The sequence below is a fragment of the Klebsiella africana genome, assembly GCF_020526085.1.
Lineage (GTDB): Bacteria > Pseudomonadota > Gammaproteobacteria > Enterobacterales > Enterobacteriaceae > Klebsiella > Klebsiella africana.
Map to the genome: position 1 here is coordinate 4,642,370 of NZ_CP084874.1, position 26,257 is coordinate 4,668,626.

General features: G+C 59.1%; 24 protein-coding genes. 17 read left to right on the forward strand and 7 right to left on the reverse strand.

Annotated features, from left to right (window positions below):
- Positions 1–88 precede the first annotated feature (88 nt).
- Together LGL98_RS22320 and LGL98_RS22325 are read left to right on the forward strand one after the other, a co-directional pair.
- Complete coding sequence (locus tag LGL98_RS22320) at positions 89–910, forward strand: TIM barrel protein (RefSeq protein WP_136030877.1); 822 nt, start codon at positions 89–91, stop codon at positions 908–910.
- A 98-nt stretch (positions 911–1,008) separates the two neighbouring features.
- Complete coding sequence (locus LGL98_RS22325; RefSeq protein WP_136030879.1) at positions 1,009–2,511, forward strand: helicase HerA-like C-terminal domain-containing protein; 1,503 nt, start codon at positions 1,009–1,011, stop codon at positions 2,509–2,511.
- A 47-nt stretch (positions 2,512–2,558) separates the two neighbouring features.
- On the opposite strand, the gene lptG is transcribed toward LGL98_RS22325, so the two are convergent.
- Both lptG and lptF read right to left on the reverse strand, forming a co-directional pair.
- The gene (gene lptG, locus LGL98_RS22330) at positions 2,559–3,641 is read right to left on the reverse strand and encodes an LPS export ABC transporter permease LptG (protein ID WP_002886956.1); all 1,083 of its coding nucleotides are present in this window, start codon (positions 3,639–3,641) and stop codon (positions 2,559–2,561) included.
- Positions 3,641–4,738 carry an LPS export ABC transporter permease LptF gene (lptF, locus tag LGL98_RS22335; protein WP_110202611.1) on the reverse strand — a complete coding sequence of 366 codons (1,098 nt, stop codon included), beginning with the start codon at positions 4,736–4,738 and terminating at the stop codon, positions 3,641–3,643. Before lptF ends, lptG begins: the two co-directional genes overlap by 1 nt.
- Before the next feature lie 389 nt (positions 4,739–5,127).
- Here lptF and pepA point away from each other — a divergent pair, with 389 nt between their 5' ends.
- The 4 genes from pepA to LGL98_RS22355 all read left to right on the forward strand — a co-directional run bounded on the left by pepA (position 5,128) and on the right by LGL98_RS22355 (position 10,683).
- The gene (pepA, locus tag LGL98_RS22340) at positions 5,128–6,639 is read left to right on the forward strand and encodes a leucyl aminopeptidase (protein ID WP_002886954.1); all 1,512 of its coding nucleotides are present in this window, start codon (positions 5,128–5,130) and stop codon (positions 6,637–6,639) included.
- A 121-nt stretch (positions 6,640–6,760) separates the two neighbouring features.
- A complete protein-coding gene (gene holC / locus LGL98_RS22345) occupies positions 6,761–7,204 on the forward strand; it encodes a DNA polymerase III subunit chi (RefSeq protein ID WP_136030881.1) in 444 nt (147 codons plus the stop codon).
- On the forward strand, positions 7,204–10,059 hold the full coding sequence (locus tag LGL98_RS22350; protein WP_136030883.1) for a valine--tRNA ligase: 2,856 nt from the start codon (positions 7,204–7,206) through the stop codon (positions 10,057–10,059). The genes holC and LGL98_RS22350 overlap by 1 nt, the downstream gene beginning before the upstream one ends.
- Positions 10,060–10,179: 120 nt before the next feature.
- Entirely contained in the window at positions 10,180–10,683 is a 504-nt protein-coding gene (locus LGL98_RS22355; protein WP_004152275.1) for a GNAT family N-acetyltransferase, read from the forward strand.
- 282 nt (positions 10,684–10,965) lie between these two features.
- Here LGL98_RS22355 and miaE read toward each other — a convergent pair whose 3' ends face one another.
- The gene (miaE, locus tag LGL98_RS22360) at positions 10,966–11,730 is read right to left on the reverse strand and encodes a tRNA isopentenyl-2-thiomethyl-A-37 hydroxylase MiaE (protein ID WP_136030885.1); all 765 of its coding nucleotides are present in this window, start codon (positions 11,728–11,730) and stop codon (positions 10,966–10,968) included.
- Between the two features lie 58 nt (positions 11,731–11,788).
- Complete coding sequence (gene rraB, locus LGL98_RS22365) at positions 11,789–12,211, reverse strand: ribonuclease E inhibitor RraB (protein ID WP_002886947.1); 423 nt, start codon at positions 12,209–12,211, stop codon at positions 11,789–11,791.
- 98 nt (positions 12,212–12,309) lie between these two features.
- Here rraB and argL point away from each other — a divergent pair, with 98 nt between their 5' ends.
- Together argL and argF are read left to right on the forward strand one after the other, a co-directional pair.
- Positions 12,310–12,405 (forward strand): putative translational regulatory protein ArgL, encoded by a 96-nt coding sequence (argL, locus tag LGL98_RS26360; protein ID WP_370736902.1) that lies wholly within the window; start codon positions 12,310–12,312, stop codon positions 12,403–12,405.
- A complete protein-coding gene (gene argF / locus LGL98_RS22370; RefSeq protein ID WP_004178387.1) occupies positions 12,375–13,379 on the forward strand; it encodes an ornithine carbamoyltransferase in 1,005 nt (334 codons plus the stop codon). The genes argL and argF overlap by 31 nt, the downstream gene beginning before the upstream one ends.
- Positions 13,380–13,439: 60 nt before the next feature.
- Here the strand turns inward: argF and LGL98_RS22375 are convergent, their stop codons facing one another.
- Positions 13,440–13,895, reverse strand: coding sequence for a YhcH/YjgK/YiaL family protein (locus LGL98_RS22375; RefSeq protein ID WP_136030888.1), 456 nt, complete (start codon positions 13,893–13,895; stop codon positions 13,440–13,442).
- Positions 13,896–14,089: 194 nt separating this feature from the next.
- Between LGL98_RS22375 and LGL98_RS22380 the strand changes: the two genes are divergently transcribed.
- The 5 genes from LGL98_RS22380 (at position 14,090) to ridA (ending at position 16,179) form a co-directional block, all read left to right on the forward strand.
- Complete coding sequence (locus LGL98_RS22380) at positions 14,090–14,194, forward strand: pyrBI operon leader peptide (protein ID WP_002886930.1); 105 nt, start codon at positions 14,090–14,092, stop codon at positions 14,192–14,194.
- Positions 14,169–14,228 (forward strand): pyrBI operon leader peptide, encoded by a 60-nt coding sequence (locus LGL98_RS26235; protein ID WP_227650304.1) that lies wholly within the window; start codon positions 14,169–14,171, stop codon positions 14,226–14,228. The genes LGL98_RS22380 and LGL98_RS26235 overlap by 26 nt, the downstream gene beginning before the upstream one ends.
- Positions 14,229–14,230: 2 nt before the next feature.
- A complete protein-coding gene (pyrB, locus tag LGL98_RS22385) occupies positions 14,231–15,166 on the forward strand; it encodes an aspartate carbamoyltransferase (protein ID WP_004206522.1) in 936 nt (311 codons plus the stop codon).
- A 13-nt stretch (positions 15,167–15,179) separates the two neighbouring features.
- Positions 15,180–15,641: an aspartate carbamoyltransferase regulatory subunit gene (gene pyrI / locus LGL98_RS22390; protein ID WP_002886927.1), complete on the forward strand. Its 462-nt coding sequence runs from the start codon at positions 15,180–15,182 to the stop codon at positions 15,639–15,641.
- 151 nt (positions 15,642–15,792) lie between these two features.
- Positions 15,793–16,179 (forward strand): 2-iminobutanoate/2-iminopropanoate deaminase, encoded by a 387-nt coding sequence (gene ridA, locus LGL98_RS22395; RefSeq protein WP_136030890.1) that lies wholly within the window; start codon positions 15,793–15,795, stop codon positions 16,177–16,179.
- A gap of 72 nt (positions 16,180–16,251) precedes the next feature.
- On the opposite strand, the gene mgtA is transcribed toward ridA, so the two are convergent.
- Together mgtA and mgtL are read right to left on the reverse strand one after the other, a co-directional pair.
- On the reverse strand, positions 16,252–18,960 hold the full coding sequence (gene mgtA, locus LGL98_RS22400) for a magnesium-translocating P-type ATPase (protein WP_136030892.1): 2,709 nt from the start codon (positions 18,958–18,960) through the stop codon (positions 16,252–16,254).
- Positions 18,961–19,105: 145 nt separating this feature from the next.
- On the reverse strand, positions 19,106–19,303 hold the full coding sequence (gene mgtL, locus LGL98_RS26365; protein WP_071592589.1) for a mgtA regulatory leader peptide MgtL: 198 nt from the start codon (positions 19,301–19,303) through the stop codon (positions 19,106–19,108).
- 36 nt (positions 19,304–19,339) lie between these two features.
- On the opposite strand from mgtL, the gene treR reads away from it, so the two are divergent.
- From treR to nrdD, 4 genes are all read left to right on the forward strand, one after another.
- Positions 19,340–20,287 (forward strand): trehalose operon repressor TreR, encoded by a 948-nt coding sequence (gene treR, locus LGL98_RS22410; protein ID WP_136030894.1) that lies wholly within the window; start codon positions 19,340–19,342, stop codon positions 20,285–20,287.
- A 130-nt stretch (positions 20,288–20,417) separates the two neighbouring features.
- A complete protein-coding gene (gene treB, locus LGL98_RS22415; RefSeq protein WP_017900568.1) occupies positions 20,418–21,836 on the forward strand; it encodes a PTS trehalose transporter subunit IIBC in 1,419 nt (472 codons plus the stop codon).
- Positions 21,837–21,887: 51 nt separating this feature from the next.
- Positions 21,888–23,543, forward strand: coding sequence for an alpha,alpha-phosphotrehalase (gene treC, locus LGL98_RS22420; protein ID WP_136030895.1), 1,656 nt, complete (start codon positions 21,888–21,890; stop codon positions 23,541–23,543).
- 385 nt (positions 23,544–23,928) lie between these two features.
- The gene (nrdD, locus tag LGL98_RS22425) at positions 23,929–26,067 is read left to right on the forward strand and encodes an anaerobic ribonucleoside-triphosphate reductase (RefSeq protein ID WP_136030897.1); all 2,139 of its coding nucleotides are present in this window, start codon (positions 23,929–23,931) and stop codon (positions 26,065–26,067) included.
- The last annotated feature ends 190 nt before the right edge of the window (positions 26,068–26,257 follow it).

The following is a 26,257-nucleotide window of genomic DNA, read 5'->3' on the forward strand; positions in this document are numbered from 1 at the left end:
TCATTTCCATTCTTGCTAATTTTGGAATAAACGTTTTGACTGTTAGCCAATTGAACGAACCTACCCCCTCTTCCGTCAGGAGTGTCCTATGGCCATCGCAATGCAACGTTTTTGTATTAACCGCAAAATCGCGCCAGCGCTCAGCATTGAAGCGTTTTTCCGGCTGGTGAACCGTCTGGGCCTGAATAAGGTCGAGCTGCGCAACGATTTACCCAGCGGAAAAGTGACCGACGATCTGAGCCATCAGCAGGTGCGCGAGCTGGCGGCGCGCTACCACATCGAGATCCTGACGATTAACGCGGTCTACCCCTTTAATCGTCGTAGCGAAGAGGTGCGGCAGTTGACCGAGTCGCTGCTGAAAGAGGCCCAGGCCATCGGCGCCAAATCGCTGGTGCTCTGTCCGCTCAACGACGGCAGCGAGGTGCCGGCCAGCGACACCCTGGGCGCCCTGCGCGACCTGGCGCCGCTATTCGCCTTCTACGGCATCCACGGCCTGGTGGAGCCGCTGGGCTTCCTGCAAAGCTCGCTGCGTTCTGCACACCAGGCGCAGACGCTGATCCACGACGCCCGCGTGCCGTTTAAGCTGCTGATCGACACCTTCCATCACCATCTCTACCCGCAGGCGGCGGAGGAGTTCAGCCAGGTGGAGATAGCGGACATCGGGCTGGTCCACCTCTCTGGGGTGGACGATCCCCGTCCGCGCGAGCGGCTCACCGATGCCGAGCGCATCATGCTGACCCCACAGGATCGTCTCGGCACCTGCGAGCAGGTTAAAGCGCTGGAAGCCCGCGGCTATCAGGGGGTGTACGCTTTTGAGCCCTTCGCGCCCGAGCTGGCGCAGTGGAGCGAAGCGGATATCGAGCGCGAAATTGAGCAGAGCATCGCGCTTATTCAACGCCACTGCGCCTGAGGCCTGTTCTGGACAGCGTGCGCGACGCGTGACGATTTCCCCAACGCCGGACGACGAGGTTGCCTATAATCGTCGCAGGATAAATGGAGGAATCGATCATGAGCTCACCCCTGTTGATTGCGCGCACGCTGGATAACGCGCTGTATTTGCTGCCCGCGATGGCCAACCGCCATGGGTTGATCACCGGTGCGACCGGCACCGGTAAAACCGTCACCCTGCAGAAGCTGGCTGAGTCGTTCTCGGAGATTGGCGTGCCGGTATTTATGGCCGACGTCAAGGGCGACCTGACCGGCATTGCCGCCGCGGGGCAGAGCTCAGAAAAACTGCAGGCGCGGCTGGAGAAGATCGGCGTCAGCGACTGGGAGCCGCACGCCAACCCGGTAGTGCTCTGGGATATTTTTGGCGAGAAGGGCCACCCGGTGCGGGCGACGGTCTCCGATCTCGGCCCTCTGCTGCTGGCGCGCCTGCTCAATCTCAACGAGGTGCAGAGTGGCGTACTGAACATTATTTTCCGCATCGCGGACGACCGCGGCCTGCTACTGCTCGACTTCAAAGACCTCCGCGCCATCACCCAGTTTATTGGCGACAACGCCAAATCGTTCCAGAACCAGTACGGCAATATCAGCAGCGCCTCGATCGGCGCCATCCAGCGCGGGCTGTTGACCCTGGAGCAACAGGGCGCCGAGCACTTCTTCGGCGAGCCGATGCTGGATATCGCCGACTGGATGCGCGTCGATGCCACTGGTAAAGGGGTGATCAATATCCTCAGCGCCGAAAAGCTCTACCAGATGCCGAAGCTCTACGCCGCCAGCCTGCTGTGGATGCTTTCCGAGCTTTACGAGCGTCTGCCGGAGGCGGGCGATCTCGACAAGCCCAAACTGGTGTTTTTCTTCGATGAGGCACATCTGCTGTTCAACGACGCGCCGCAGGTACTGCTGGATAAAATCGAGCAGGTGATCCGCCTTATCCGCTCCAAGGGCGTCGGCGTCTACTTTGTCTCGCAGAACCCGGCGGATATTCCCGACGCGGTGCTCGGCCAGTTGGGCAACCGCGTACAGCATGCCCTGCGCGCCTTTACGCCAAAGGACCAGAAGGCGGTGAAAACCGCCGCCCAGACCATGCGCGCCAATCCGGCTTTCAGTACCGAGCAGGCGATCCAGGAGCTGGGCACCGGCGAGGCGCTGATCTCCTTCCTCGATGAGAAAGGCAGCCCGTCGGTGGTCGAGCGGGCGATGGTTATCGTCCCCTGCTCGCGAATGGGGCCGGTCAGCGATGACGAGCGCAATGGTCTGCTGAACCACTCGCCGCTGTACGGCAAGTATGAGGAGGAGGTGGACCGCGAGTCGGCCTTCGAAATGCTGCAGCAAGAGGTGCAGGTCGCCACCGGGCAGCAGTCGGCCCCGCCGGCGAAGGGCCAGCAGAGCGGCGATGACGACGGGCTGCTCGGCGGCCTGAAAGATATCCTGTTCGGCAGCACCGGCCCGCGCGGCGGTAAACGCGACGGTATCGTGCAGACCGCAGCGAAAAGCGCGGTTCGCCAGGTCACCAATCAGATCGTCCGCGGCATGCTGGGCAGCCTGCTGGGCGGACGCAAGCGCTAAAAAAAGCCCCCTCATCACTGAGGGGGCTTACGTTTCAGGCTTACCCGCTAGGCCTTGCGCATCATCAGCCAGAGGCTTATCAGGAAGAAGCTGGCGCTCGGCAACAGCGCGCCGATGATCGGCGGGATGCCGTAGACCAGGGTCAGCGGGCCGAAAATCTGGTCGAGTACGTAGAAGATAAAGCCGAAGCTAATCCCCGTCACCACCCGCACGCCCATCGGCACGCTACGCAGCGGGCCAAAGATAAACGACAGCGCCATCAGCATCATCACCGCCACCGACAGCGGCTGGAAGATTTTGCTCCACATATTGAGCTGGTAGCGTCCCGGATCCTGGCCGCTGGACTTCAGGTATTTCACATAGTTGTGCAGCCCGCTGATCGACAGCGCATCCGGATCCAGGGCAACCACACCGAGCTTATCCGGCGTCAGGTTGGTTTTCCAGGTGCCGCTCACCATCTGCGACCCGGTCACCTGCTTTGGATCGGTCAGGTCGGATTCATCCACCTGCGACAGACGCCACACTTTATTTTCGCTATCGAATTTTGCCGAAGCGGCATAGCGCACCGACTGTAAACGACGCTCCGGGTTGAAGGCATAAATGCTGACGCCCCCAAGCTCATCGTTGCCTTTCACCCGTTCGATATAGACAAAGTTATGGCCATCTTTCGCCCATAGCCCCTGTTGGGTGGAAAGTAGCGAGCCGCCGTACATCTGCTGGGCACGGTAGTTGCGCGCCATCTGTTCGCCCTGCGGCGCCACCCATTCGCCGATGGCCATGGTCAGCAGCACCAGCGGGATCGCGGTTTTCATTACCGCCAGCGCTACCTGCAGCCGGGTGAAACCGGATGCCTGCATCACCACCAGTTCGCTGCGCTGGGCCAGCATCCCCAGCCCCAGCAGCGCGCCAAGCAGCGCCGCCATCGGGAAGAAGATCTGGATGTCCTTCGGCACGCTGAGGATGGTGTAGAGACCAGCTCCCAGCGCATCGTAGCTGCCCTGCCCGGACTTTTTCAGCTGATCGACAAACTTGATAATGCCGGAGAGCGACACCAGCATGAACAGGGTCATCATGATGGTGTTGAAAATCGTCTTACCGATATAACGGTCAAGTACGCCAAACGCCTGCATCAGGCCGCTCCTTTATTAAAACGGGCGCGGAAGCGGCGCATCGGCACCGTATCCCACAGGTTTAACAGCACCGCCAGCGCAAAATAGAGCAAGTTAATCGCCCACATCCAGATAGCCGGGTCCATTTTGCCTTTGCCGCCGTTCGACTTAATCGACGTCTGCAGCAGGAAAAACACCAGGTAAAGCAGCATCGCCGGCAGCATCGACAGCACGCGGCCCTGACGCGGGTTCACCACGCTGAGCGGCACCACCATCAGCGCCATAATGAAGACCGTCGCCACCAGCGTGAAGCGCCAGTGCAGTTCGGCGCGCGCGCGGTCGGTGTGGGTTTGCCACAAGGTGCGCATATCCATCTGTTCGGTGTCGTCCGGATCGGCGCTCACCGCCTGGTGGCCGATAATAGCCTGATAGTTATTGAAGTCGGTGATGCGGAAATCGCGCAGCATCGCGGTGCCTTCAAAGCGGGTGCCCTTGTTGAGGGTCACCACCTGCGAGCCGTCTTTCTGCTGCGACAGCTCGCCGGAATCCGCCACCACCACCGAGGGGCGCGCATTGCCTTTCGGACGCAGCTGAGCAAGGAAGACGTCATGGAAGCGGTTGCCGTTGACGCTTTCGATAAACATCACCGCGTTACCATCGCTGGCCTGCTGGAACTGGCCCTGGGCCAGCGCCGCCATACCGGGATTAGCTTTAGCTTCGGCCAGCACTTCGTCCTGATGGCGCGACGACCACGGCCCCGCCCACATAACGTTGACCGCCGCCACCGCGCCGGTGAACAGCGCGAGGATCATCGCCGCCTTGATCAGTACGGCTTTGCTCAGGCCGCAGGCGTGCATCACCGTAATTTCACTTTCGGTGTACAGCTTGCCGAGGGTCATCAGCAGGCCAAGGAATAGACTTAACGGCAGGATAAGCTGCGCCATCTCCGGGATGCCGAGCCCCAACAGCGAGAGCACCAGATTGGTTGGGATATCGCCATCCACCGCGGCGCCGAGGATCCTGACTAATTTCTGACAAAAGAAAATCAGTAACAGGATGAATAGGATCGCCAACTGGCTTTTCAGCGTCTCACGAACCAGATATCTTATGATTATCACTATAAATACGCCCGTAAAAACCCGTTTTAGTGCAGGAAAATTGCTTGTTTCATGGCTTAAACGTCATTTATTCTCTTTGGTCGTCGAAAACGTCGCTAAGATTAAATGACTCATCGGTTCTGCATGTCAGGATCTTTTCTGACGAACCCAGGCCTTAATAACGTTAAGATTAACACGAAGTCACCGCAACAGCGGATATGAGTTACGAAAGCTTGCAATTATATACTCAATGGATTTCGAGTTGTAAGAAGGCAGCAGGGCTGTGGCCCCTGGCGCGCACAATGTGCCACGTCAGGGTAAGCAGGCGCAGCCGGCGCATCTGCAACTTGAAAGGCGACGAGTATAGCCGTAGCCACCACTGTTGTCTTTAAGATTCAGGAGCATAGTGCATGGAGTTCAGTGTAAAAAGCGGTAGCCCGGAGAAGCAGCGGAGCGCCTGTATCGTGGTCGGCGTCTTTGAACCACGTCGCCTCTCCCCCATCGCCGAACAACTCGATAAAATCAGCGACGGCTACATCAGCGCCCTGCTGCGTCGCGGCGAGCTGGAAGGCAAACCTGGCCAGACGTTATTGCTGCACCATGTGCCAAACATTCTGTCTGAGCGCATTCTGCTGATTGGCTGCGGCAAAGAGCGCGAGCTGGATGAGCGTCAGTATAAGCAGGTCATCCAGAAAACCATCAATACCCTGAATGATACCGGCTCAATGGAAGCGGTCTGTTTCCTGACCGAACTGCACGTCAAAGGCCGTAACAACTACTGGAAAGTTCGCCAGGCCGTTGAAACCGCCAAAGAGACGCTGTACAGCTTCGACCAGCTGAAGACCAACAAAAGCGAGCCGCGTCGCCCGCTGCGTAAAATGGTCTTTAACGTGCCGACCCGTCGTGAACTGACCAGCGGCGAACGCGCCATTCAGCATGGCCTGGCGATTGCCGCCGGCATCAAAGCGGCGAAGGATCTTGGCAATATGCCGCCGAATATCTGTAACGCCGCCTATCTGGCCTCTCAGGCGCGCCAGCTGGCCGACACCTACAGCAAAAACGTCATTACCCGGGTGATCGGCGAACAGCAGATGCGCGAGCTGGGGATGAACGCCTACCTCGCCGTCGGCAATGGGTCGCAGAACGAGTCGCTGATGTCGGTCATCGAATATAAAGGTAACCCGGCTGAAGACGCGCGCCCTATCGTACTGGTCGGTAAAGGCCTGACCTTCGACTCCGGCGGTATCTCCATCAAGCCTGCCGAAGGCATGGACGAAATGAAGTACGACATGTGCGGCGCGGCGGCGGTGTACGGCGTGATGCGGATGGTTGCCGAACTGCAGCTGCCGCTGAACGTGATCGGCGTGTTGGCGGGCTGTGAAAACATGCCTGGCGGCCGCGCCTATCGTCCGGGTGACGTCCTGACCACTATGTCCGGCCAGACGGTGGAAGTGCTGAACACCGACGCCGAAGGCCGCCTGGTGCTGTGCGACGTCCTGACCTACGTTGAGCGCTTCGAGCCGGAAGCGGTTATCGACGTGGCGACGCTGACCGGGGCCTGCGTGATTGCCCTCGGCCATCACATCACCGGCCTGATGTCGAACCATAACCCGCTGGCCCATGAGCTGATCGGCGCCTCCGAACTGGCGGGCGACCGCGCGTGGCGTTTGCCGCTGGCCGACGAGTTCCAGGATCAGCTGGAGTCCAATTTTGCCGATATGGCGAACATCGGCGGTCGTCCTGGCGGCGCAATTACCGCCGGCTGCTTCCTGTCGCGCTTTACCCGTAAGTACAACTGGGCGCACCTCGACATCGCCGGTACCGCCTGGCGTTCCGGTAAGGCCAAAGGCGCCACCGGTCGTCCGGTGGCGCTGCTGTCGCAGTTCCTGCTCAATCGTGCGGGTTTTAACGGCGAAGAGTGATTGCCGTCTGATGCCCGGTGGCGCTACGCTTACCGGGCCTACGGAAAGATGCCGTTTGTAGGCCGGGTAAGCGTAGCGCCACCCGGCTTTGCATTTAAATCCACGACAAGAAGCCCCATATATGAAGAATGCAACGTTCTACCTTCTGGACAACGAAGACACCGTCGACGGCCTGAGCGCCGTCGAGCAGCTGGTGTGTGACATTGCCGCAGAACGTTGGCGCAACGGCAAGCGCGTCCTGATCGCCTGCGAAGATGAACAGCAGGCTATCCGTCTGGATGAAGCGTTATGGGCAAGACCGCCGGAGAGCTTTGTGCCGCATAATCTGGCGGGCGAAGGCCCGAGAGGCGGCGCGCCGGTAGAGATTGCCTGGCCGCAAAAGCGCAACAGCAGCCCGCGGGATATTCTTATCAGCCTGCGGCTAAACTTTGCAGATTTTGCCACCGCTTTCACAGAAGTGATAGACTTTGTCCCTTACGAAGACAATCTGAAACAACTGGCGCGCGAACGCTATAAGGCGTACCGCATGGCTGGTTTCAACCTGAACACGGCAACCTGGAAATAATGGAAAAGACATACAACCCACAAGATATCGAACAGCCGCTTTACGAGCACTGGGAAAAGCAGGGCTATTTCAAACCGAATGGTGATGAAAGCCAGGAGAGCTTCTGCATCATGATCCCGCCGCCGAACGTCACCGGCAGTTTGCATATGGGTCATGCCTTCCAGCAAACCATCATGGATACCATGATTCGCTACCAGCGCATGCAGGGCAAAAACACCCTGTGGCAGGCCGGTACCGACCACGCAGGTATCGCTACCCAGATGGTGGTTGAGCGTAAGATTGCCGCTGAAGAAGGTAAAACCCGCCACGACTACGGCCGCGACGCCTTTATCGACAAAATCTGGCAGTGGAAAGCGGAATCCGGCGGCACCATTACCCGTCAGATGCGCCGTCTCGGCAACTCCGTGGACTGGGAGCGCGAGCGCTTCACCATGGACGAGGGGCTTTCCAATGCCGTGAAAGAAGTCTTTGTTCGCCTGTACAAAGAAGACCTGATCTACCGCGGCAAACGCCTGGTTAACTGGGATCCGAAACTGCGCACCGCCATTTCCGACCTCGAAGTGGAAAACCGCGAATCGAAAGGTTCCATGTGGCACATCCGCTACCCGCTGGCCGATGGCGCGAAAACCGCTGATGGTAAAGATTACCTGGTGGTCGCCACCACCCGTCCGGAAACCCTGCTGGGCGATACCGGCGTGGCCGTTAACCCGGAAGATCCGCGTTACAAAGATCTGATTGGCAAATTCGTGGTGCTGCCGCTGGTTAACCGTCGCATCCCGATCGTGGGCGACGAGCACGCCGACATGGAAAAAGGCACCGGCTGCGTGAAGATCACCCCGGCGCACGACTTTAACGACTACGAAGTGGGTCGTCGTCACCAGCTGCCGATGATCAACATCCTCACCTTTGACGGCGACATCCGTGAAAGCGCGGAAGTGTACGACACCAAAGGTAACGAATCCGACGTCTACTCCAGCGAGATCCCGGCAGAGTTCCAGAAACTGGAACGCTTCGCGGCGCGTAAAGCCGTCGTTGCGGCGGTTGACGCCCTCGGCCTGCTGGAAGAGATCAAACCGCACGACCTGACCGTCCCTTACGGCGATCGCGGCGGCGTGGTGATCGAGCCGATGCTGACGGACCAGTGGTACGTGCGCGCGGACGTGCTGGCCAAGCCAGCAGTCGAAGCCGTTGAGAATGGCGACATTCAGTTCGTGCCGAAGCAGTACGAAAACATGTACTTCTCCTGGATGCGCGATATTCAGGACTGGTGTATCTCCCGTCAGCTGTGGTGGGGTCACCGCATCCCGGCATGGTATGACAACGACGGCAACGTCTACGTAGGCCGTAGCGAAGACGAAGTGCGTCAGGAAAACAACCTGAGCGCCGATGTTGCCCTGCGTCAGGATGAAGACGTTCTCGATACCTGGTTCTCCTCCGCGCTGTGGACCTTCTCCACCCTCGGCTGGCCGGAAAACACCGACGCCCTGCGTCAGTTCCACCCGACCAGCGTGATGGTGTCCGGCTTCGATATCATCTTCTTCTGGATCGCCCGCATGATCATGATGACCATGCACTTCATCAAAGATGAAAACGGTAAACCGCAGGTTCCGTTTAAGACCGTCTACATGACCGGTCTGATCCGCGATGACGAAGGCCAGAAGATGTCCAAGTCCAAGGGTAACGTCATTGACCCGCTGGATATGGTTGACGGCATCACCCTGCCGGAGCTGCTGGAAAAACGTACCGGCAACATGATGCAGCCGCAGCTGGCGGAGAAAATCCGCAAGCGCACCGAGAAACAGTTCCCGAACGGCATCGAGCCGCACGGCACCGACGCCCTGCGCTTCACCCTGGCGGCGCTGGCCTCTACCGGCCGCGACATCAACTGGGATATGAAGCGTCTGGAAGGTTACCGTAACTTCTGTAACAAGCTGTGGAACGCCAGCCGCTTCGTGCTGATGAACACCGAAGATCAGGATTGCGGCTTCAACGGTGGTGAAATGGTGCTCTCCCTGGCCGACCGCTGGATCATCGCGGAATTCAACCACACCGTGAAAGCGTATCGCGAAGCGCTGGATAACTTCCGCTTCGATATCGCCGCCGGCATCCTGTACGAGTTCACCTGGAACCAGTTCTGCGACTGGTACCTGGAGCTGACCAAGCCGGTGATGAACGGTGGCAGCGAAGCGGAGCTGCGCGGGACTCGCCATACGCTGGTGACCGTGCTGGAAGGTCTGCTGCGCCTGGCGCATCCGATCATTCCGTTCATTACCGAGACCATCTGGCAGCGCGTGAAAGCGATCTGCGGTATCACCGCCGACACCATCATGCTGCAGCCGTTCCCGCAGTACGATGCATCTCAGGTGGATGACGCAGCGCTGGCCGACACCGAATGGCTGAAGCAGGCGATCGTCGCCGTGCGTAACATCCGTGCGGAAATGAACATCGCGCCGGGCAAACCACTGGAACTGCTGCTGCGCGGCTGCAGCAAAGAGGCCGAGCGTCGTGTGAACGACAACCGCAGCTTCCTGCTGAACCTGGCGCGTCTGGAAAGTATTACCGTGCTGCCTGCCGATGATAAAGGTCCGGTCTCGGTGACCAAGATTATCGACGGCGCCGAGCTGCTGATCCCGATGGCGGGCCTCATCAATAAAGAAGATGAACTGGCACGTCTGGCGAAAGAAGTGGCCAAAATCGAAGGTGAAATTGGCCGCATCGAGAGCAAGCTGGCCAACGAAGGCTTTGTCGCCCGCGCGCCGGAAGCGGTGATCGCTAAAGAGCGCGAGAAGCTGGAAGGCTACGCGGAAGCGAAAGCGAAGCTGATTGAACAGCAGGCGGTGATCGCCGCGCTGTGATCCTCCCGCCCCTTGCCACCCGGCAAGGGGCATTTTTTATGAAACATCCTCGCTTGCGCTTTCCCCTGCCGCGATGTTATTAACATCATCATTCGTCTTTTTTGGGTAATGAGTCATTGTATGAATACGAGCGTCCCCGCGGCGACGTTGCTGCGTCGCATTACGGCGGCAGACAATGCCGCCATCGCCAGGGTCATCCGCCAGGTCTCGGCTGAATATGGCCTGACTGCCGATAAAGGCTATACGGTCGCCGACCCGAATCTCGATGAGCTGTATGAGCTGTACAGCCAGCCGGGCTCCGCCTACTGGGTGGTGGAGCAAGAGGGGGAAGTGGTTGGCGGCGGCGGCGTCGCGCCGCTCGCCTGCAGCGAGCCGGATATCTGCGAGCTGCAGAAAATGTATTTTATGACCAGCGCCCGCGGCCAGGGGCTGGCGAAGAAGCTGGCGCTGCTGGCGCTGGACTACGCCCGCGAACAAGGGTTTAAGCGCTGCTATCTGGAAACCACCGCCTTCCTGACGGAGGCGATCGGCTTATATGAACATCTTGGCTTCGAGCACATTGACGGGCCGCTGGGCTGCACCGGCCACGTGGACTGTGAAGTGCGGATGCTGAAAACGCTGTAGCGCCTCGATATCGCAGGCGTCCCCGGTAGCGCTACGCTTACCGGGGCTACAGTTCGGTAGCCCGGCTAAGCGTAGCGCGAGCCGGGTATGTCCCGAATGGCACCGCTGACACCTTACCCGTGCACACGGTGCCGTTTTTTTGTCGGGTGGCGGCTAATGCCTTACCCGACCTACGGCCCGCACCATTGCGAGCTGAAGCTCTCAACGCTATCTCTCTCCCCATAGCTACTGAAACTGCCGATGTTAGTGGCAACCGGGGCTACAGGGCCCGAATACCTTGGGTTACGCCGCCAGAGGCACGCCGCTGTGGAAGCGGAACTCGGCCTCCGGCCTGAGGATCAGCGCCGCTTCCGCCTCGCCAAGCTGGTGCACCCGCGCGCTGATATCTTCTCCGGCAATCTTCTGCGCCAGATCCAGGTAGTCCTGATAGTGACGCGCCTCGGAGCGCAGCAGCGATAGATAAAATTTCTGCAGATCGTCGTCCAGCCACGGCGCCAGGGCGGCAAAGCGTTCGCAGGAGCGGGCCTCGATATAGGCACCACAGATCAGCTTATCGATCAGCATCACCGGCTCATGCGAGCGTACTTCGCGCCGCAGGCCACGGGCATAGTTGCTGGCGGTAATTTTGACGTAGGGGATATCGCGCGCCAGCATCATCTCCCGCACCTGCCAGAAGTGATGTAGTTCCTCTTTAATCAATAAAATCATGCTGTCCAGTAGCTGGCGGCCCCACGGGTCGTCGGTCTGCGGCATGGCGCTTTTGTTGATCCGTTTATGCAGAGCGACAAAATCCGGTTCCGGCCCCCGGCGGTAGGTGAAGTCTTCGTACGGCTTCAGGCAGGCCAACAATTCGTCGGCGTCAGCTTTATCCGCGACGTAGCGACGCACCAGCAGCATGGCGTTCTGCGCCGCTTTCAGCTCGCACACCATATGGTCGGTCAGTAGCAGCGGCAGGTTTTCCGGCTTGCGGGCTTCGTCAATCCACGCCTGCGGCGTCGGGCAGTGCAGGAAGTTGATAATCGGGGAAAGAATCTGCGGGTAATCCATGAAAGTTCCTTGCTATACGGCGGCAGGCGCCGCCGTATCCATCTACAACATCTGCGACTTAGTGGCGAACACCATCGTCGTCTTCATCGACATACTCTTCGTCATCGTCGTCGCCGTCTTCACCGTTCGGGTCCTCATAATAGGTGCCCCAACCGTCATACTCGACGTCATATTTTTCTGCCAGCGTCATCAGCTGTTCCACCTGGGCATCGATCAGGTCTGCGTTCAGCGCGCATTCGCTCAGAATATCGCAGCAGATGACCATGTCACCCTCTTCCACTTCCAGCTCTTCAGGCTCGGTCACTTCGTAGCCCAGCTTAAACGCTTCCACCGCCACTTTCTCCAGGGTTTCGAAATCGTCTGCAGAGAGGTGATGCTCAATCGTGTACAGTGCGTCCGGATCGCTGCCATCTTCCAGCAGCTCTTCGATAATCAGACGCGTCTCTTCACGCTGTTCTTCCAGGTGTTCCGGGTTTGCCATGGCTCGTTCCTCATAATGTGCGGCAGTTATCCCTATTGTCACATACCGCCGTCATTGCCTCCACTTCTCAGTGAAAGATTTCGATCACAGACTTGCAAATGAATATTCATACATATAAATTGAATTTTAATTCAATTAGTGGCCTATGCCAGGTGAGGGAACCATGTCTGCGTTTTACCAGAAGCATTTTTTAAAGTTACTCGATTTCACGCCTGCAGAAATCACCGCCCTGCTCGAGCTGGCGGCAAAGCTGAAAGCCGATAAGAAAAACGGTATCGAAGTCCAGAAACTGGCAGGGAAAAACATCGCGCTCATCTTCGAAAAAGACTCAACCCGTACACGATGCTCTTTCGAAGTTGCCGCATACGATCAGGGCGCCCGCGTGACCTATCTGGGGCCAAGCGGCAGCCAGATTGGCCATAAAGAGTCGATCAAAGACACCGCCCGCGTGCTCGGGCGGATGTACGATGGCATTCAGTACCGCGGCCACGGCCAGGAAGTGGTGGAGACCCTGGCGCAATACGCCGGCGTGCCGGTGTGGAACGGCCTCACCAACGAGTTCCACCCCACCCAGCTGCTGGCGGATCTGCTGACCATGAAAGAGCACCTGCCGGGCAAAGCCTTCAACCAGATGACGCTGGTCTACGCCGGCGACGCGCGCAACAACATGGGCAATTCGATGCTGGAAGCCGCGGCGCTGACCGGTCTGGATCTGCGCCTGGTGGCGCCATCGGCCTGCTGGCCGGAGGCCGCGCTGGTGGAAACCTGCACCGCGCTGGCCAAACAGCAGGGCGGCAACATCACCCTGACGGAAGATATCGCCGCGGGGGTGAAAGGCGCCGATTTTATCTATACCGACGTCTGGGTCTCAATGGGCGAGGCGAAGGAAAAATGGGCCGAACGTATCGCCCTGCTGCGCGATTATCAGGTTAACAGCGCGATGCTGGCGCTGACCGGCAATCCGCAGGTCAAGTTCCTCCACTGTCTGCCGGCGTTCCACGACGACCAGACCACGCTGGGCAAACAGATGGCTGCCGATTACGGCCTGCACGGCGGCATGGAGGTGACTGACGAGGTGTTTGAGTCGGCGGCGAGCGTGGTCTTCGACCAGGCGGAAAACCGGATGCACACCATCAAAGCGGTGATGGTGGCGACGCTGAGCAAATAGTCCCTCGCTGGCGCTCGCATCCCGGATGGCACGGCGTTCATCCGGGATTCGGCTCGCCATTTACGACGCCATCAGTATCTTCACCACCGCTTTGCGCACCTTCGCCGGGGCGCCTACGGCGCACAGCGGTTTATGCACTTCGCCGGGATAAAACACGACAAAGTCCCCTTCGTTAAGGATCACCGTTTTCTCCTGCTGGCCTTCGGCAAGGAAAGCGATGTCTTTCTCCGCCAGCCAGTCGGTCTGCGGCTCTCCTGGCGGCAAGGTGCTGAAGGTCATCCCCTCGCTGCCGCGGAGCACAATCTGGATATCAAGGTAGCGAGCATGGTATTCCGCGCGGCGTGCGGCCTGCGGCTCGGTGGTGTCTTCAGAAATCAGATAAAACAAATTGTTACCGTCGATATCGTGCTTACCCAGCGGCGTCGCCTCGCTGACCTGAGCGATAACTTGTTCGATAGCCTCGCGCAGCGCGGCAGGCAGCCACGGCTGCAGATGGTGGATATTGCCAATAATCATTGCTTACCTCAAATATAAAACAGCATTTCATTTCTTTGTTTTATACCCCCATCACCGCTGCCATACCAGTACAGTTTCACGGTTCTTTGCGCTGGCGCACTTTTCGACAGGCAAACGATTACCTGTTTGTGAATGAATCGCTTGATCGTCATAACGGTCTGCGTATAATGCCAGTCGTTTTGCCGGGAGGAAGCATGGCCAATTGCGTACGACATTCTGTCTTAGCGCGTCTGAACGCAGACGCTGGCCTGCCGTTTTTCTTTCCGTTGCTCATTGGATTCCCGAAGCCCCTTATTTAAGGGGCTTTTTTTTTGCCCAGGCGTCAGGAGATAAGCATGGCTAACCCGCTATATCAAAAACATATCATTTCCATAAACGATCTCAGCCGCGAAGACCTCGAACTGGTGCTGGCGACGGCGGCAAAGCTGAAAGCCAATCCGCAACCCGAGCTGCTGAAGCATAAGGTTATCGCCAGCTGTTTCTTTGAAGCCTCGACCCGTACCCGCCTCTCTTTTGAAACCTCGATGCACCGCCTGGGCGCCAGCGTGGTCGGCTTTTCCGACAGCGCCAACACCTCGCTGGGCAAAAAAGGGGAAACGCTGGCGGATACCATCTCCGTCATCAGCACCTACGTTGACGCCATCGTGATGCGTCATCCGCAGGAGGGCGCCGCCCGTCTGGCGACCGAATTCTCCGGCGGCGTGCCGGTACTGAACGCCGGCGACGGCGCTAACCAGCACCCGACCCAGACCCTGCTCGACCTGTTCACCATTCAGGAGACCCAGGGCCGCCTCGAAAACCTCAACGTGGCGATGGTCGGCGATCTGAAGTATGGCCGTACCGTCCACTCCCTGACCCAGGCGCTGGCCAAATTCAGCGGCAACCGCTTCTACTTCATCGCCCCGGACGCGCTGGCCATGCCGCAATACATCCTCGATATGCTGGATGAAAAAGGTATCGCCTGGAGCCTGCATAGCGCCATCGACGACGTAATGGCGGAAGTGGATATTCTGTACATGACCCGCGTGCAGAAAGAGCGTCTGGATCCGTCGGAATACGCCAACGTCAAAGCGCAGTTCGTCCTGCGCGCCGCCGACCTCGAAGGGGCGCGCGCCAACATGAAGGTGCTGCACCCGCTGCCGCGCATTGACGAAATCACCACCGATGTCGATAAAACACCGCACGCCTGGTACTTCCAGCAGGCCGGTAACGGCATCTTCGCCCGCCAGGCGTTACTGGCACTGGTACTGAATAGCGAGCTGGCACTGTAAGGGGGAATGAGAGATGACACACGACAATAAACTGCAGGTAGAAGCGATCAAACGCGGCACCGTGATTGACCATATCCCGGCGCAGGTCGGCTTTAAGCTGCTCACCCTGTTCAAACTGACCGAAACCGACCAGCGCATCACCATCGGCCTGAACCTGCCCTCCGGCGAGATGGGCCGTAAAGATTTAATTAAAATCGAGAACACCTTCCTGACGGACGAGCAGGTTAATCAGCTGTCGCTGTACGCTCCGCAGGCGACGGTAAACCGCATTGATGATTACGAAGTGGTGGGCAAATCCCGCCCGAGCCTGCCGGATCGCATTGACAGCGTGCTGGTCTGCCCGAACAGCAACTGTATCAGCCATGCTGAACCCGTTTCTTCCAGTTTTGCAGTGAAAAAACGCGCCGATGATATCGCACTCAAATGCAAATACTGTGAAAAAGAGTTTTCTCATTATGTGGTGCTGGCCAACTAAATGCGGTTGGTATTGGTGGTAGGCCTCCCTATAATGGCTACCACCCTACGCTTCGTCCTTCAGGCGGCGTCTGCGCCGGCGGCACAGCGCAGTCCTCTGGCGGGAACCTGAATGATTTTGCGTAACATTACTCAGTTCATCTGGAGATAACATGAGCAAAACTATTGCGACGGAAAATGCACCAGCAGCGATTGGCCCTTACGTTCAGGGCGTTGACCTGGGCAGCATGATCATCACCTCTGGCCAGATCCCGGTCGACCCGAAAACCGGCAGCGTCCCGGAAGACGTGTCCGCGCAGGCGCGCCAGTCGCTGAACAATGTGAAAGCGATTGTTGAAGCCGCAGGCCTGAAAGTGGGCGATATCGTGAAAACCACCGTGTTCGTGAAAGATCTCAACGATTTCGCTACCGTTAACGCCACCTACGAAGCGTTCTTCACCGAGCATAATGCCACCTTCCCGGCGCGCTCCTGCGTTGAAGTCGCTCGTCTGCCGAAAGACGTGAAGATCGAGATCGAAGCCATCGCCGTGCGTCGCTGATCGCTATCGTCGGTAAGAAAAAAGGCAGCCAGTGGCTGCCTTTTTTACGTGGTTCATCCGAAAATGCGCCCTTCACTGCCAGCCGTAGCGGCGGCTGTAGAAGCCCTTCACGGTCTGGGTCAGCACCATATAGCCCGCCAGGATCGCCACCAGCCATGGGAAGTAGCTCAGCGGCAGAGCCTGCAGCTGCAGATAGCCCGCCAGCGGCGAGAACGGCAGCGCGATACCCACCGCCATCACCACCAGGGTCATGGCGAACAGCGGCCAGGCGGCGCGGCTCTGAACGAACGGAATGCGCCGGGTGCGGATCATGTGCACGATCAGTGTTTGCGACAGCAGCCCTTCGATAAACCAGCCGGACTGGAACAGGGTCTGCATCTCCACGGTATTGGCGTGGAACACCCACCACATCAGGCCGAAGGTGAGGATATCGAAAATCGAGCTGATCGGGCCGAAGAAGACCATAAAGCGCCCGAGATCGGCCGGGTTCCAGCGCTGCGGTTTGCGGATCTGCTCATCATCGACGTTATCGAACGGGATCGCCACCTGGGAGACATCGTACAGCAGGTTCTGAATCAACAGGTGCAGCGGCAGCATCGGCAGAAACGGCAGGAAGGCGCTGGCCACCAGCACGCTAAAGACGTTACCGAAGTTGGAGCTGGCGGTCATTTTGATGTACTTAAGCATGTTGGCGAAGGTGCGGCGGCCCTCGATCACTCCCTCCTCCAGCACCATCAGGCTTTTTTCCAGCAGAATGATATCCGCCGCCTCGCGGGCAATATCCACCGCGCCGTCGACCGAGATACCGATGTCCGCCGCGCGCAGCGCCGGGGCGTCGTTGATGCCGTCGCCCATAAAGCCCACCACATGACCTTCACGCTTGAGCAGCGTCACGATGCGCTCTTTATGCAACGGCGCCAGGCGGGCGAACAGCGTGGTACGTTTGGCCAGCGCCGCCAGTTCGTCGTCGCTCATGGCTTCGATCTGGCTGCCAATCACCACCTCGCCGGCATCCAGCCCTACTTCATGACACACCTTCGCCGCCACCAGCTCGCTGTCGCCGGTAAGGATTTTCACCGTGATGCCGCTGGCCTTCAGCGCCTTCAACGCCGGGGCGGTGGTCTCTTTCGGCGGATCGAGAAAGGCGATGTAACCTTCGAGGATCAGGTCTGACTCATCGGCGCGCTGATAGTCGCCTTCACGGGCCGGCAGGTATTTGGTCGCCACCGCCACCACCCGCAGCCCCTGACGGTTCAGAGTATCAGTGACCCGGCGGATACGGCGCAGCATGGTGTCGTCCAGCGGTACGATTTCGCCGTTGTAGCGCACCTGGGTCGAGACGTTGAGGATCTCCTGCAGCGCCCCTTTGCAGATCAGCTGATGCGCATCGTCCTGCTCTTTCACCACCACCGACATGCGGCGGCGTTCGAAGTCGAAGGGGATCTCATCCACCTTCTGCCAGCGTTCCGCCAGCCCGCGGGCGGCATCCAGCTCAACCCCGTCCAGCACTGCGGTGTCGAGCAGGTTTTTCAGGCCGGTCTGGTAGTGGCTGTTGAGCCAGGCAGCATGCAGCACCCGCTCGCTGACCTTGCCGGAGACGTCGGTATGGTTTTCCAGCACAATCTTATCCTGGGTCAGGGTGCCGGTTTTATCGGTGCAGAGGATGTCCATCGCGCCGAAATTCTGAATGGCGTCGAGGTGCTTAACGATAACTTTCTGCTTCGACAGCTTGACCGCCCCGCGCGCCAGCGTCGAAGTGACGATCATCGGCAGCATCTCCGGCGTCAAGCCGACCGCCACCGACAGCGCGAACAGCGCCGCCTCCCACCAGTCGCCTTTGGTGTAGCCATTGATCAGCAGCACCACCGGGGCCATCACCAGCATAAAGCGGATCAGCAGCATGCTGACCCGGCTGATGCCTTTCTGAAAGGCGTTCGGCTCACTCTCCTGCTCGCTGACGCGGCCGGCCAGCTGCCCAAACCAGGTGCGGCCGCCGGTGGCGAAGACGATGGCCTGCGCCGAGCCGCTCACCACGTTGGTGCCCATAAAGCACAGGGTGTCGCACTCCAGCGGGTTCTGCTGCAGCGGATCGCGGCTGCGGGCCACTTTCTCCACCGGCAGCGATTCGCCGGTCAGCGAGGCCTGGGCGACGAATAAATCCCGCGCCTGCAGGATACGCAGGTCCGCCGGGATCATATCCCCCGCCGACAACCGGATAATGTCCCCCGGCACCAGCTGGTCGATAGGCAGCTCCAGCCAGCGGCTCTCCCCCTGCTCGTTGACCACCCGCAGCACGGTGGCGGTATTGCTCACCATCGCCTTCAGCGCATCCGCCGCTTTGGTCGAGCGCGCCTCCTGGATGAAATTGAGTAACGTCGAGATCCCCACCATCAGGGCGATAACCCCGGCGGCGAACAGATCCTCGGTGGAATAGGAGACGATGCCGAGCACGGTCAGCAGCAGGTTGAACGGGTTGCGATAGCAGGTCCACAGATGCACCCACCACGGGGAGGGCTTCTGCGCCGGGATCTGGTTGTCACCATGTTTGAGGATTTTCGCCGCCACTTCGCCTTCATTGAGCCCTTCAGGGTGGCTGTCAAAGGCGCGCCAGATCTCCTGCTCGTCCATCGCCGCTACGTTCAGGCAATGCTGACCAAGCGATTCAGGAATGGGGCTGCTCGCCAGATGGCGGGCATCCGGCAGCGGATCGCGCTGGACTAAACGACGTGGCAGATGGCGGCTAAGCTGCGCGAACAGCTGCCGGGTATAATTTTTCAGCATAAACAGTCCCTCCGCGCTCGCCAAAGCGAACGCAGCGTTGCCGACGGGCGTAGCAAAACCTACCTGTCAGGCATGTTATTTTTATGGCAGGGACATCAAGGACGTCACTGCTTTACGCTTTCCGGTAAAGCAGTGTTAAACAGGCTTACCGGAAAGAAAGGTTGCTCCATCGAGGATGAGGAGTGGGATCGGGGTCCATAACTATCTCCGGTAAGTGAATATAAACGGCGCGAATTATAGCGCCCTCGTTGAGGATTGTGTGGCAATAATGGCGATGATAAACCCGCGCAACTAAACCGAACGTAAACCAGACTTTGCTCATTGCGGTTTGGTTGAGTAGCATTAGGCTCACTTCTACCAACCCTGACGAGAATTCCGCATGCAGAACCGGCTGACCATCAAAGATATCGCGCGCTTAAGCGGCGTAGGGAAATCGACGGTATCCCGCGTCCTCAACAACGAGAGCGGGGTCAGCGAACGGACCCGCGAGCGCGTCGAAGCGGTGATGCAGCAGCACGGTTTCTCGCCCTCCCGTTCCGCCCGCGCCATGCGCGGCCAGAGCGATAAAGTGGTGGCGATTATCGTCACCCGTCTTGATTCACTGTCGGAAAACCTTGCCGTGCAGACCATGCTGCCCGCCTTTTATGAGCAGGGTTACGATCCGATTATGATGGAGAGCCAGTTCTCCCCGGCGCTAGTGGAGGAGCATCTCGGCATGCTCGCCCGGCGCAATATTGACGGCGTGGTACTGTTCGGTTTTACCGGCATCGACGAAGCGATGCTTGCCCCCTGGCGCGACACCCTGGTGCTGATGGCCCGCGACGCCCCTGGCTTCGCCTCGGTGTGCTATGACGACGAAGGGGCCATCACGCTGCTGATGCAGCGGCTCTACGATCGCGGACATCGCCACATCAGTTTTCTTGGCGTACCGCACAGCGACGTCACCACCGGCGAACGCCGCCATCTCGCCTACCTCGCCTTCTGTAAAAAGCATCGTCTGACGCCCACCGCCGCCCTGCCGGGGCTGGGCATGAAGCAGGGATATGACACCGTCGCCAGCGTGCTGACGGCCGAAACCAGCGCCCTGGTCTGCGCGACGGATACCCTCGCCCTCGGCGCCAGCAAGTACCTCCAGCAGCAGGGCCGCGATGCGCTGCAGCTCGCCAGCGTCGGCAGCACGCCGCTGATGAAGTTTCTCCACCCGGAAATCTTGACCGTCGATCCGGGCTATGCCGAGTCCGGACGCCAGGCCGCCCGGCAGTTGATCGAGCAGATCGACGGCAGCGTTGACCCCCGCCAGATCGTGATTCCCGCCACCCTCAATTAATCTCGCTCGGACGATTTATGTGATCGTCGCCGGGTTTCGGGAACGTTCCCATTTTGCAAATCAAGCGGAACGGTTAGGATGCCCTCAAGGTAAAAACGGCATCTCTCCCCTCTGTTTTTGAGGCTTCATCATGAGCAAAGTAAACCAGCAGGACATCGATAAACTGATCGAACTGGTGGGCGGGCGCGGTAACATCGCCACCGTCAGCCACTGTATTACCCGTTTGCGCTTTGTGCTGAACGACCCGGCCATCGCCAGACCAAAAGAGATTGAGCAGCTGCGCATGGTGAAGGGATGCTTCACTAACGCCGGCCAGTTCCAGGTGGTCATCGGCACCGAGGTGGGCGATTACTACAAGGCCCTGCTGGCGACCACCGGCCAGACCTCCGCCGACAAAGAGCAGGTCAAGCAGGCCGCGCGGCAAAATATGAAGTGGCATGAACAGTTAATCTCGCACTTCGCCGAGATCTTCTTTCCCCTGCTGCCGGCGCTGATCAGCGGCGGTCTGATCCTCGGTTTCCGCAACGTTATCGGCGACCTGCCCATGAGCAATGGCCAGACGCTGGCCCAGATGCACCCGTCGCTGAAAACCATCTATGACTTCCTGTGGCTGATTGGCGAGGCGATCTTCTTCTATCTACCGGTGGGGATCTGCTGGTCAGCGGTGAAGAAGATGGGCGGCACGCCGATCCTCGGGATCGTCCTTGGCGTCACCCTGGTTTCCCCGCAGTTGATGAACGCCTATCTCCTCGGCCAGCAGGTGCCGGAGGTGTGGAATTTCGGCCTGTTTACCATTGCCAAAGTCGGCTACCAGGCGCAGGTGATCCCGGCCCTGCTGGCGGGCCTGACGCTCGGCTTTATCGAGACGCGCCTCAAGCGCATCGTGCCTGACTACCTCTACCTGGTGATTGTCCCGGTCTGCTCGCTGATCCTCGCGGTGTTCCTCGCACACGCCATTATCGGTCCGTTCGGCCGCCTGATCGGCGACGGCGTGGCGTTCGCGGTGCGCCATCTGTTAACCGGCAGCTTCGCGCCGATCGGCGCCGCGCTGTTCGGCTTCCTCTACGCGCCGCTGGTGATTACCGGTGTCCACCAGACCACCCTCGCCATTGATATGCAGATGATCCAGAGCATGGGCGGCACCCCGGTGTGGCCGCTGATTGCGCTGTCCAACATTGCTCAGGCGTCGGCGGTGGTCGGCATCATTATCGCCAGCCGCAAGCAGAATGAACGTGAAATCTCGGTACCGGCGGCAATCTCCGCCTATCTCGGGGTCACCGAGCCAGCGATGTACGGTATCAACCTGAAATACCGCTTCCCGATGCTGTGCGCCATGATTGGCTCTGGCCTCGCCGGCCTGCTGTGCGGCCTGAACGGCGTACTGGCGAACGGTATCGGTGTCGGCGGCCTGCCGGGGATCCTCTCCATCCAGCCAACCTACTGGCAGGTGTACGCCATGGCGATGGCCATCGCGGTGGTGGTGCCGATTATCCTCACTACCGTGGTGTATCAGCGCAAGTACCGTCAGGGCACCTTGCAGATTGTTTAACTTCTTCTTTCGGGGCGCCTTTGGCGCCCCTCGTTGCAGCAGGAAAGTACTATGAATCATCTCCCCCACTGGTGGCAAAACGGCGTTATTTATCAAATCTATCCGAAGAGTTTTCAGGATACCACCGGCAGCGGTACCGGCGATCTGCGCGGCGTCACCTCCCGCCTCGACTATCTGCAAAAGCTTGGGGTCGACGCTATCTGGCTGACGCCGTTCTACGTCTCACCGCAGGTGGATAACGGCTACGATGTGGCGAACTACACCGCCATCGATCCCTCCTACGGCACAATGGCCGACTTTGACGCGCTGGTGGCGGCGGCGAAGGCCCGCGGCATTCGCATCGTGCTGGATATGGTGCTGAACCATACCTCGACCGAACACGAATGGTTCCGTCAGTCGCTTAATAAGGAAAGCCCCTACCGTCAGTTCTATATCTGGCGTGACGGCGAACCCGACGCGCTGCCGAACAACTGGCGCTCCAAGTTTGGCGGCAACGCCTGGCAGTGGCATGCCGACAGCGGGCAATATTATCTGCACCTGTTCGCCATTGAGCAGGCGGATCTCAACTGGGAGAATCCGGCGGTGCGCGCCGAGCTGAAAAAGGTCTGCGAATTCTGGGCCGACCGCGGCGTCGACGGTCTGCGCCTCGACGTCGTCAACCTGATCTCCAAAGACCAGACCTTTCCCTGCGATCTGGACGGGGATGGCCGCCGCTTCTATACCGACGGCCCGCGGGTGCATGAGTTCCTGCAGGAGATGAGCCGCGACGTCTTCACCCCACGTAACCTGATGACCGTCGGCGAGATGTCCTCCACCTCGCTTGAGCACTGCCAGCAATACGCCGCGCTGGATGGCCGCGAACTGTCGATGACCTTTAACTTCCACCATTTAAAGGTCGATTACCCCGGCGGCGAAAAATGGACCCTCGCCCGTCCGGACTATGTGGCGCTGAAAGCGCTATTCCGCCACTGGCAGCAGGGGATGCACAACCGGGCGTGGAATGCGCTGTTCTGGTGTAACCACGACCAGCCGCGCATCGTGTCGCGCTTCGGCGACGAGGGCGAGTACCGGGTGCCGGCGGCAAAGATGCTGGCGATGGTGCTGCACGGCATGCAGGGCACGCCCTATATCTACCAGGGCGAAGAGATCGGCATGACCAATCCGCACTTCAGCAGCATTAACGATTACCGTGACGTCGAGAGCCACAATATGTTTATCGAGCGCGCGGCGCAGGGGCAAAGCCCGGACGAGCTGCTGGCGATCCTCGCCAGCAAGTCGCGCGACAACAGCCGTACGCCAATGCCGTGGCACGCCGGCAAGAACGGTGGCTTCAGCGACGGTGAGCCGTGGATCGGCCTTGGCGATAATTACCAGGAGATCAACGTCGAGGCAGCGCTGGCGGACCCCGATTCGGTGTTTTACGCCTATCAGCAGCTGATTACGCTGCGTAAAACCCTGCCGGTGCTGACCTGGGGCGATTACGAGGATCTGCTGCCAGAGCATCCGTCGCTGTGGTGCTATCGCCGTCAGTGGCAGGGGCAAACGCTGGTGGTCGCCGCTAACCTGAGCCGCGAGCTGCAGGCCTGGCAGCCCGAGGATGCCCCGGGCGAGTGGAAGATGATCATCAGCAACTATGCCGAGACCACCCCGCGCCCGACCGGTCTGACGCTGCGGCCGTTCGAAGCGGTATGGTGGCTGCAGGCGTAAGGTACTTCTTGCCCGACAGAAACCGGAGCGTAATGCCTGGCATCGGAGGTAGATGCCAGGCATTTTTGCTTATTTTCCAGCCAGATAAATTTACATTTATCGCCAGCGCCCATCATCCGTACTCTCACCTTTTTACCTTGTTCTGGGTCAATAAAATCGCAAACATCTTTGATGCAAATCACTACATATAGAACTTAAAATGCGTCCCGGCCCTACATGTTGTATTAATCGTCTATTATGTCACCATATCTTGTCGATGTCTGGCGGTGATGAGATGTGGATAAAATGGGCCGGATCTGAAGGCGAACAGCACGAGCCGTAGCGTGCAGCGTCTTCGGGATAACCTCCGCCTCTGTGGATAACCTGTTCTATATATGGAGTGATCATGACACCGCATGTGATGAAACGTGATGGCTGTAAAGTGCCGTTCAAGTCAGAGCGCATTCAGGAAGCAATTCTGCGTGCAGCTAAAGCAGCGGGAGTCGATGACGCAGACTATTGCGCCACCGTCGCAGAAGTCGTTAGCCAACAAATGCAGGGCCGCGCCCAGGTCGACATCAACGAGATCCAGACCGCGGTGGAAAACCAGCTGATGTCCGGCCCCTACAAGCAGCTGGCGCGCGCCTACATTGAGTATCGCCATGACCGCGATAGCCAGCGTGAGAAGCGCGGCCGTCTCAATCAGGAGATCCGCGGCCTCGTCGAGCAGACCAACTCCGCGCTGCTCAACGAGAACGCCAACAAGGACAGTAAAGTCATCCCGACCCAGCGCGACCTGCTGGCCGGGATCGTCGCCAAGCACTACGCCCGGCAGCACCTGCTGCCCCACGATGTGGTGATGGCCCACGAGCGCGGCATGATCCACTATCATGACCTCGATTACTCGCCCTTCTTCCCGATGTTCAACTGCATGCTGATCGACCTGAAAGGCATGCTGACCCAGGGCTTTAAGATGGGCAACGCGGAGATCGAGCCGCCGAAGTCTATCTCTACCGCCACCGCGGTGACGGCGCAGATCATCGCCCAGGTCGCCAGCCATATTTACGGCGGCACCACCATCAACCGCATCGATGAAGTGCTGGCGCCGTTCGTCAGCGAAAGCTTCAAAAAGCATCGCAAAATCGCCGAAGAGTGGCAGATCCCGGATGCCGAAGGCTATGCCCGCGCCCGTACCGAAAAAGAGTGCTACGACGCCTTCCAGTCGCTGGAGTATGAAGTCAACACGCTGCATACCGCCAACGGGCAGACGCCGTTCGTCACCTTCGGGTTCGGCCTTGGCACCAGCTGGGAATCGCGGCTGATCCAGCAGTCGATTCTGCGCAACCGCATTGCCGGCCTCGGTAAAAACCGTAAGACCGCGGTATTCCCGAAACTGGTGTTCGCGATCCGCGACGGCCTGAACCATAAGTTCGGCGACCCGAACTACGACATCAAACAGCTGGCACTGGAGTGCGCCAGCAAGCGCATGTACCCGGATATCCTCAACTACGATCAGGTGGTGAAAGTCACCGGGTCGTTTAAAACGCCGATGGGCTGCCGCAGCTTCCTCGGGGTGTGGGAAAACGAGAACGGCGAGCAGGTACACGATGGCCGTAATAACCTCGGCGTGATTAGCCTTAACCTGCCGCGCATCGCCCTGGAAGCGAAAGGCGATGAAGCCGCCTTCTGGACGCTGCTGGACGAGCGCCTGCAGCTGGCGCGCAAAGCGCTGATGACCCGTATCGCCCGCCTGGAAGGAGTGAAGGCTCGCGTGGCGCCGATCCTGTATATGGAAGGCGCCTGCGGCGTGCGGCTGAAAGCCGACGACGACGTCTCCGAGATCTTCAAAAACGGCCGCGCGTCCATTTCACTGGGCTATATCGGTATCCATGAAACCATCAATGCGCTGTACGGCAACCAGCATATGTACGACAGCGAGGCGCTGCGTGAGAAAGGCGTAGCCATCGTCCAGCGCCTGCGCGACGCCGTCGATTTGTGGAAGGAAGAGACCGGCTACGGCTTTAGTCTGTACAGCACACCGAGCGAAAACCTGTGCGACCGTTTCTGCCGTCTCGACACCGCCGAGTTTGGCGTGGTGGAGGGAGTGACTGACAAAGGTTACTACACCAACAGCTTCCACCTCGACGTGGAGAAGAAGGTCAATCCGTACGACAAGATCGATTTCGAAGCGCCGTACCCACCGCTGGCCAACGGCGGCTTCATTTGCTACGGCGAATATCCGAACATCCAGCACAACCTGAAGGCGCTGGAAGACGTGTGGGATTACAGCTATCAGCACGTGCCGTACTACGGGACCAATACGCCGATCGATGAATGCTACGAGTGTGGTTTTACCGGCGAGTTCGAGTGCACCAGCAAGGGCTTTACCTGCCCGAAATGCGGTAACCACGACGCCGCCCGCGTGTCGGTGACCCGTCGGGTATGCGGTTATCTCGGCAGCCCGGACGCGCGTCCGTTCAACGCCGGCAAGCAGGAAGAAGTGAAGCGCCGCGTTAAGCACCTGGGCAATGGGCAGATTGGTTAAGTTCTACACAGGGTTTTCACCCTCACCCTAACCCTCTCCCTCAAGGGAGAGGGAACCGTTCGAGCACGGCATTAAGCCTGGCGCTGATTTTCCCCCTCTCCCCGTGGGAGAGGGAACCGTTCGAGCACAGCATTAAGCCCGGCGCTGGTTTTCCCCCTCTCCCCGTGGGAGAGGGCCGGGGTGAGGGCAT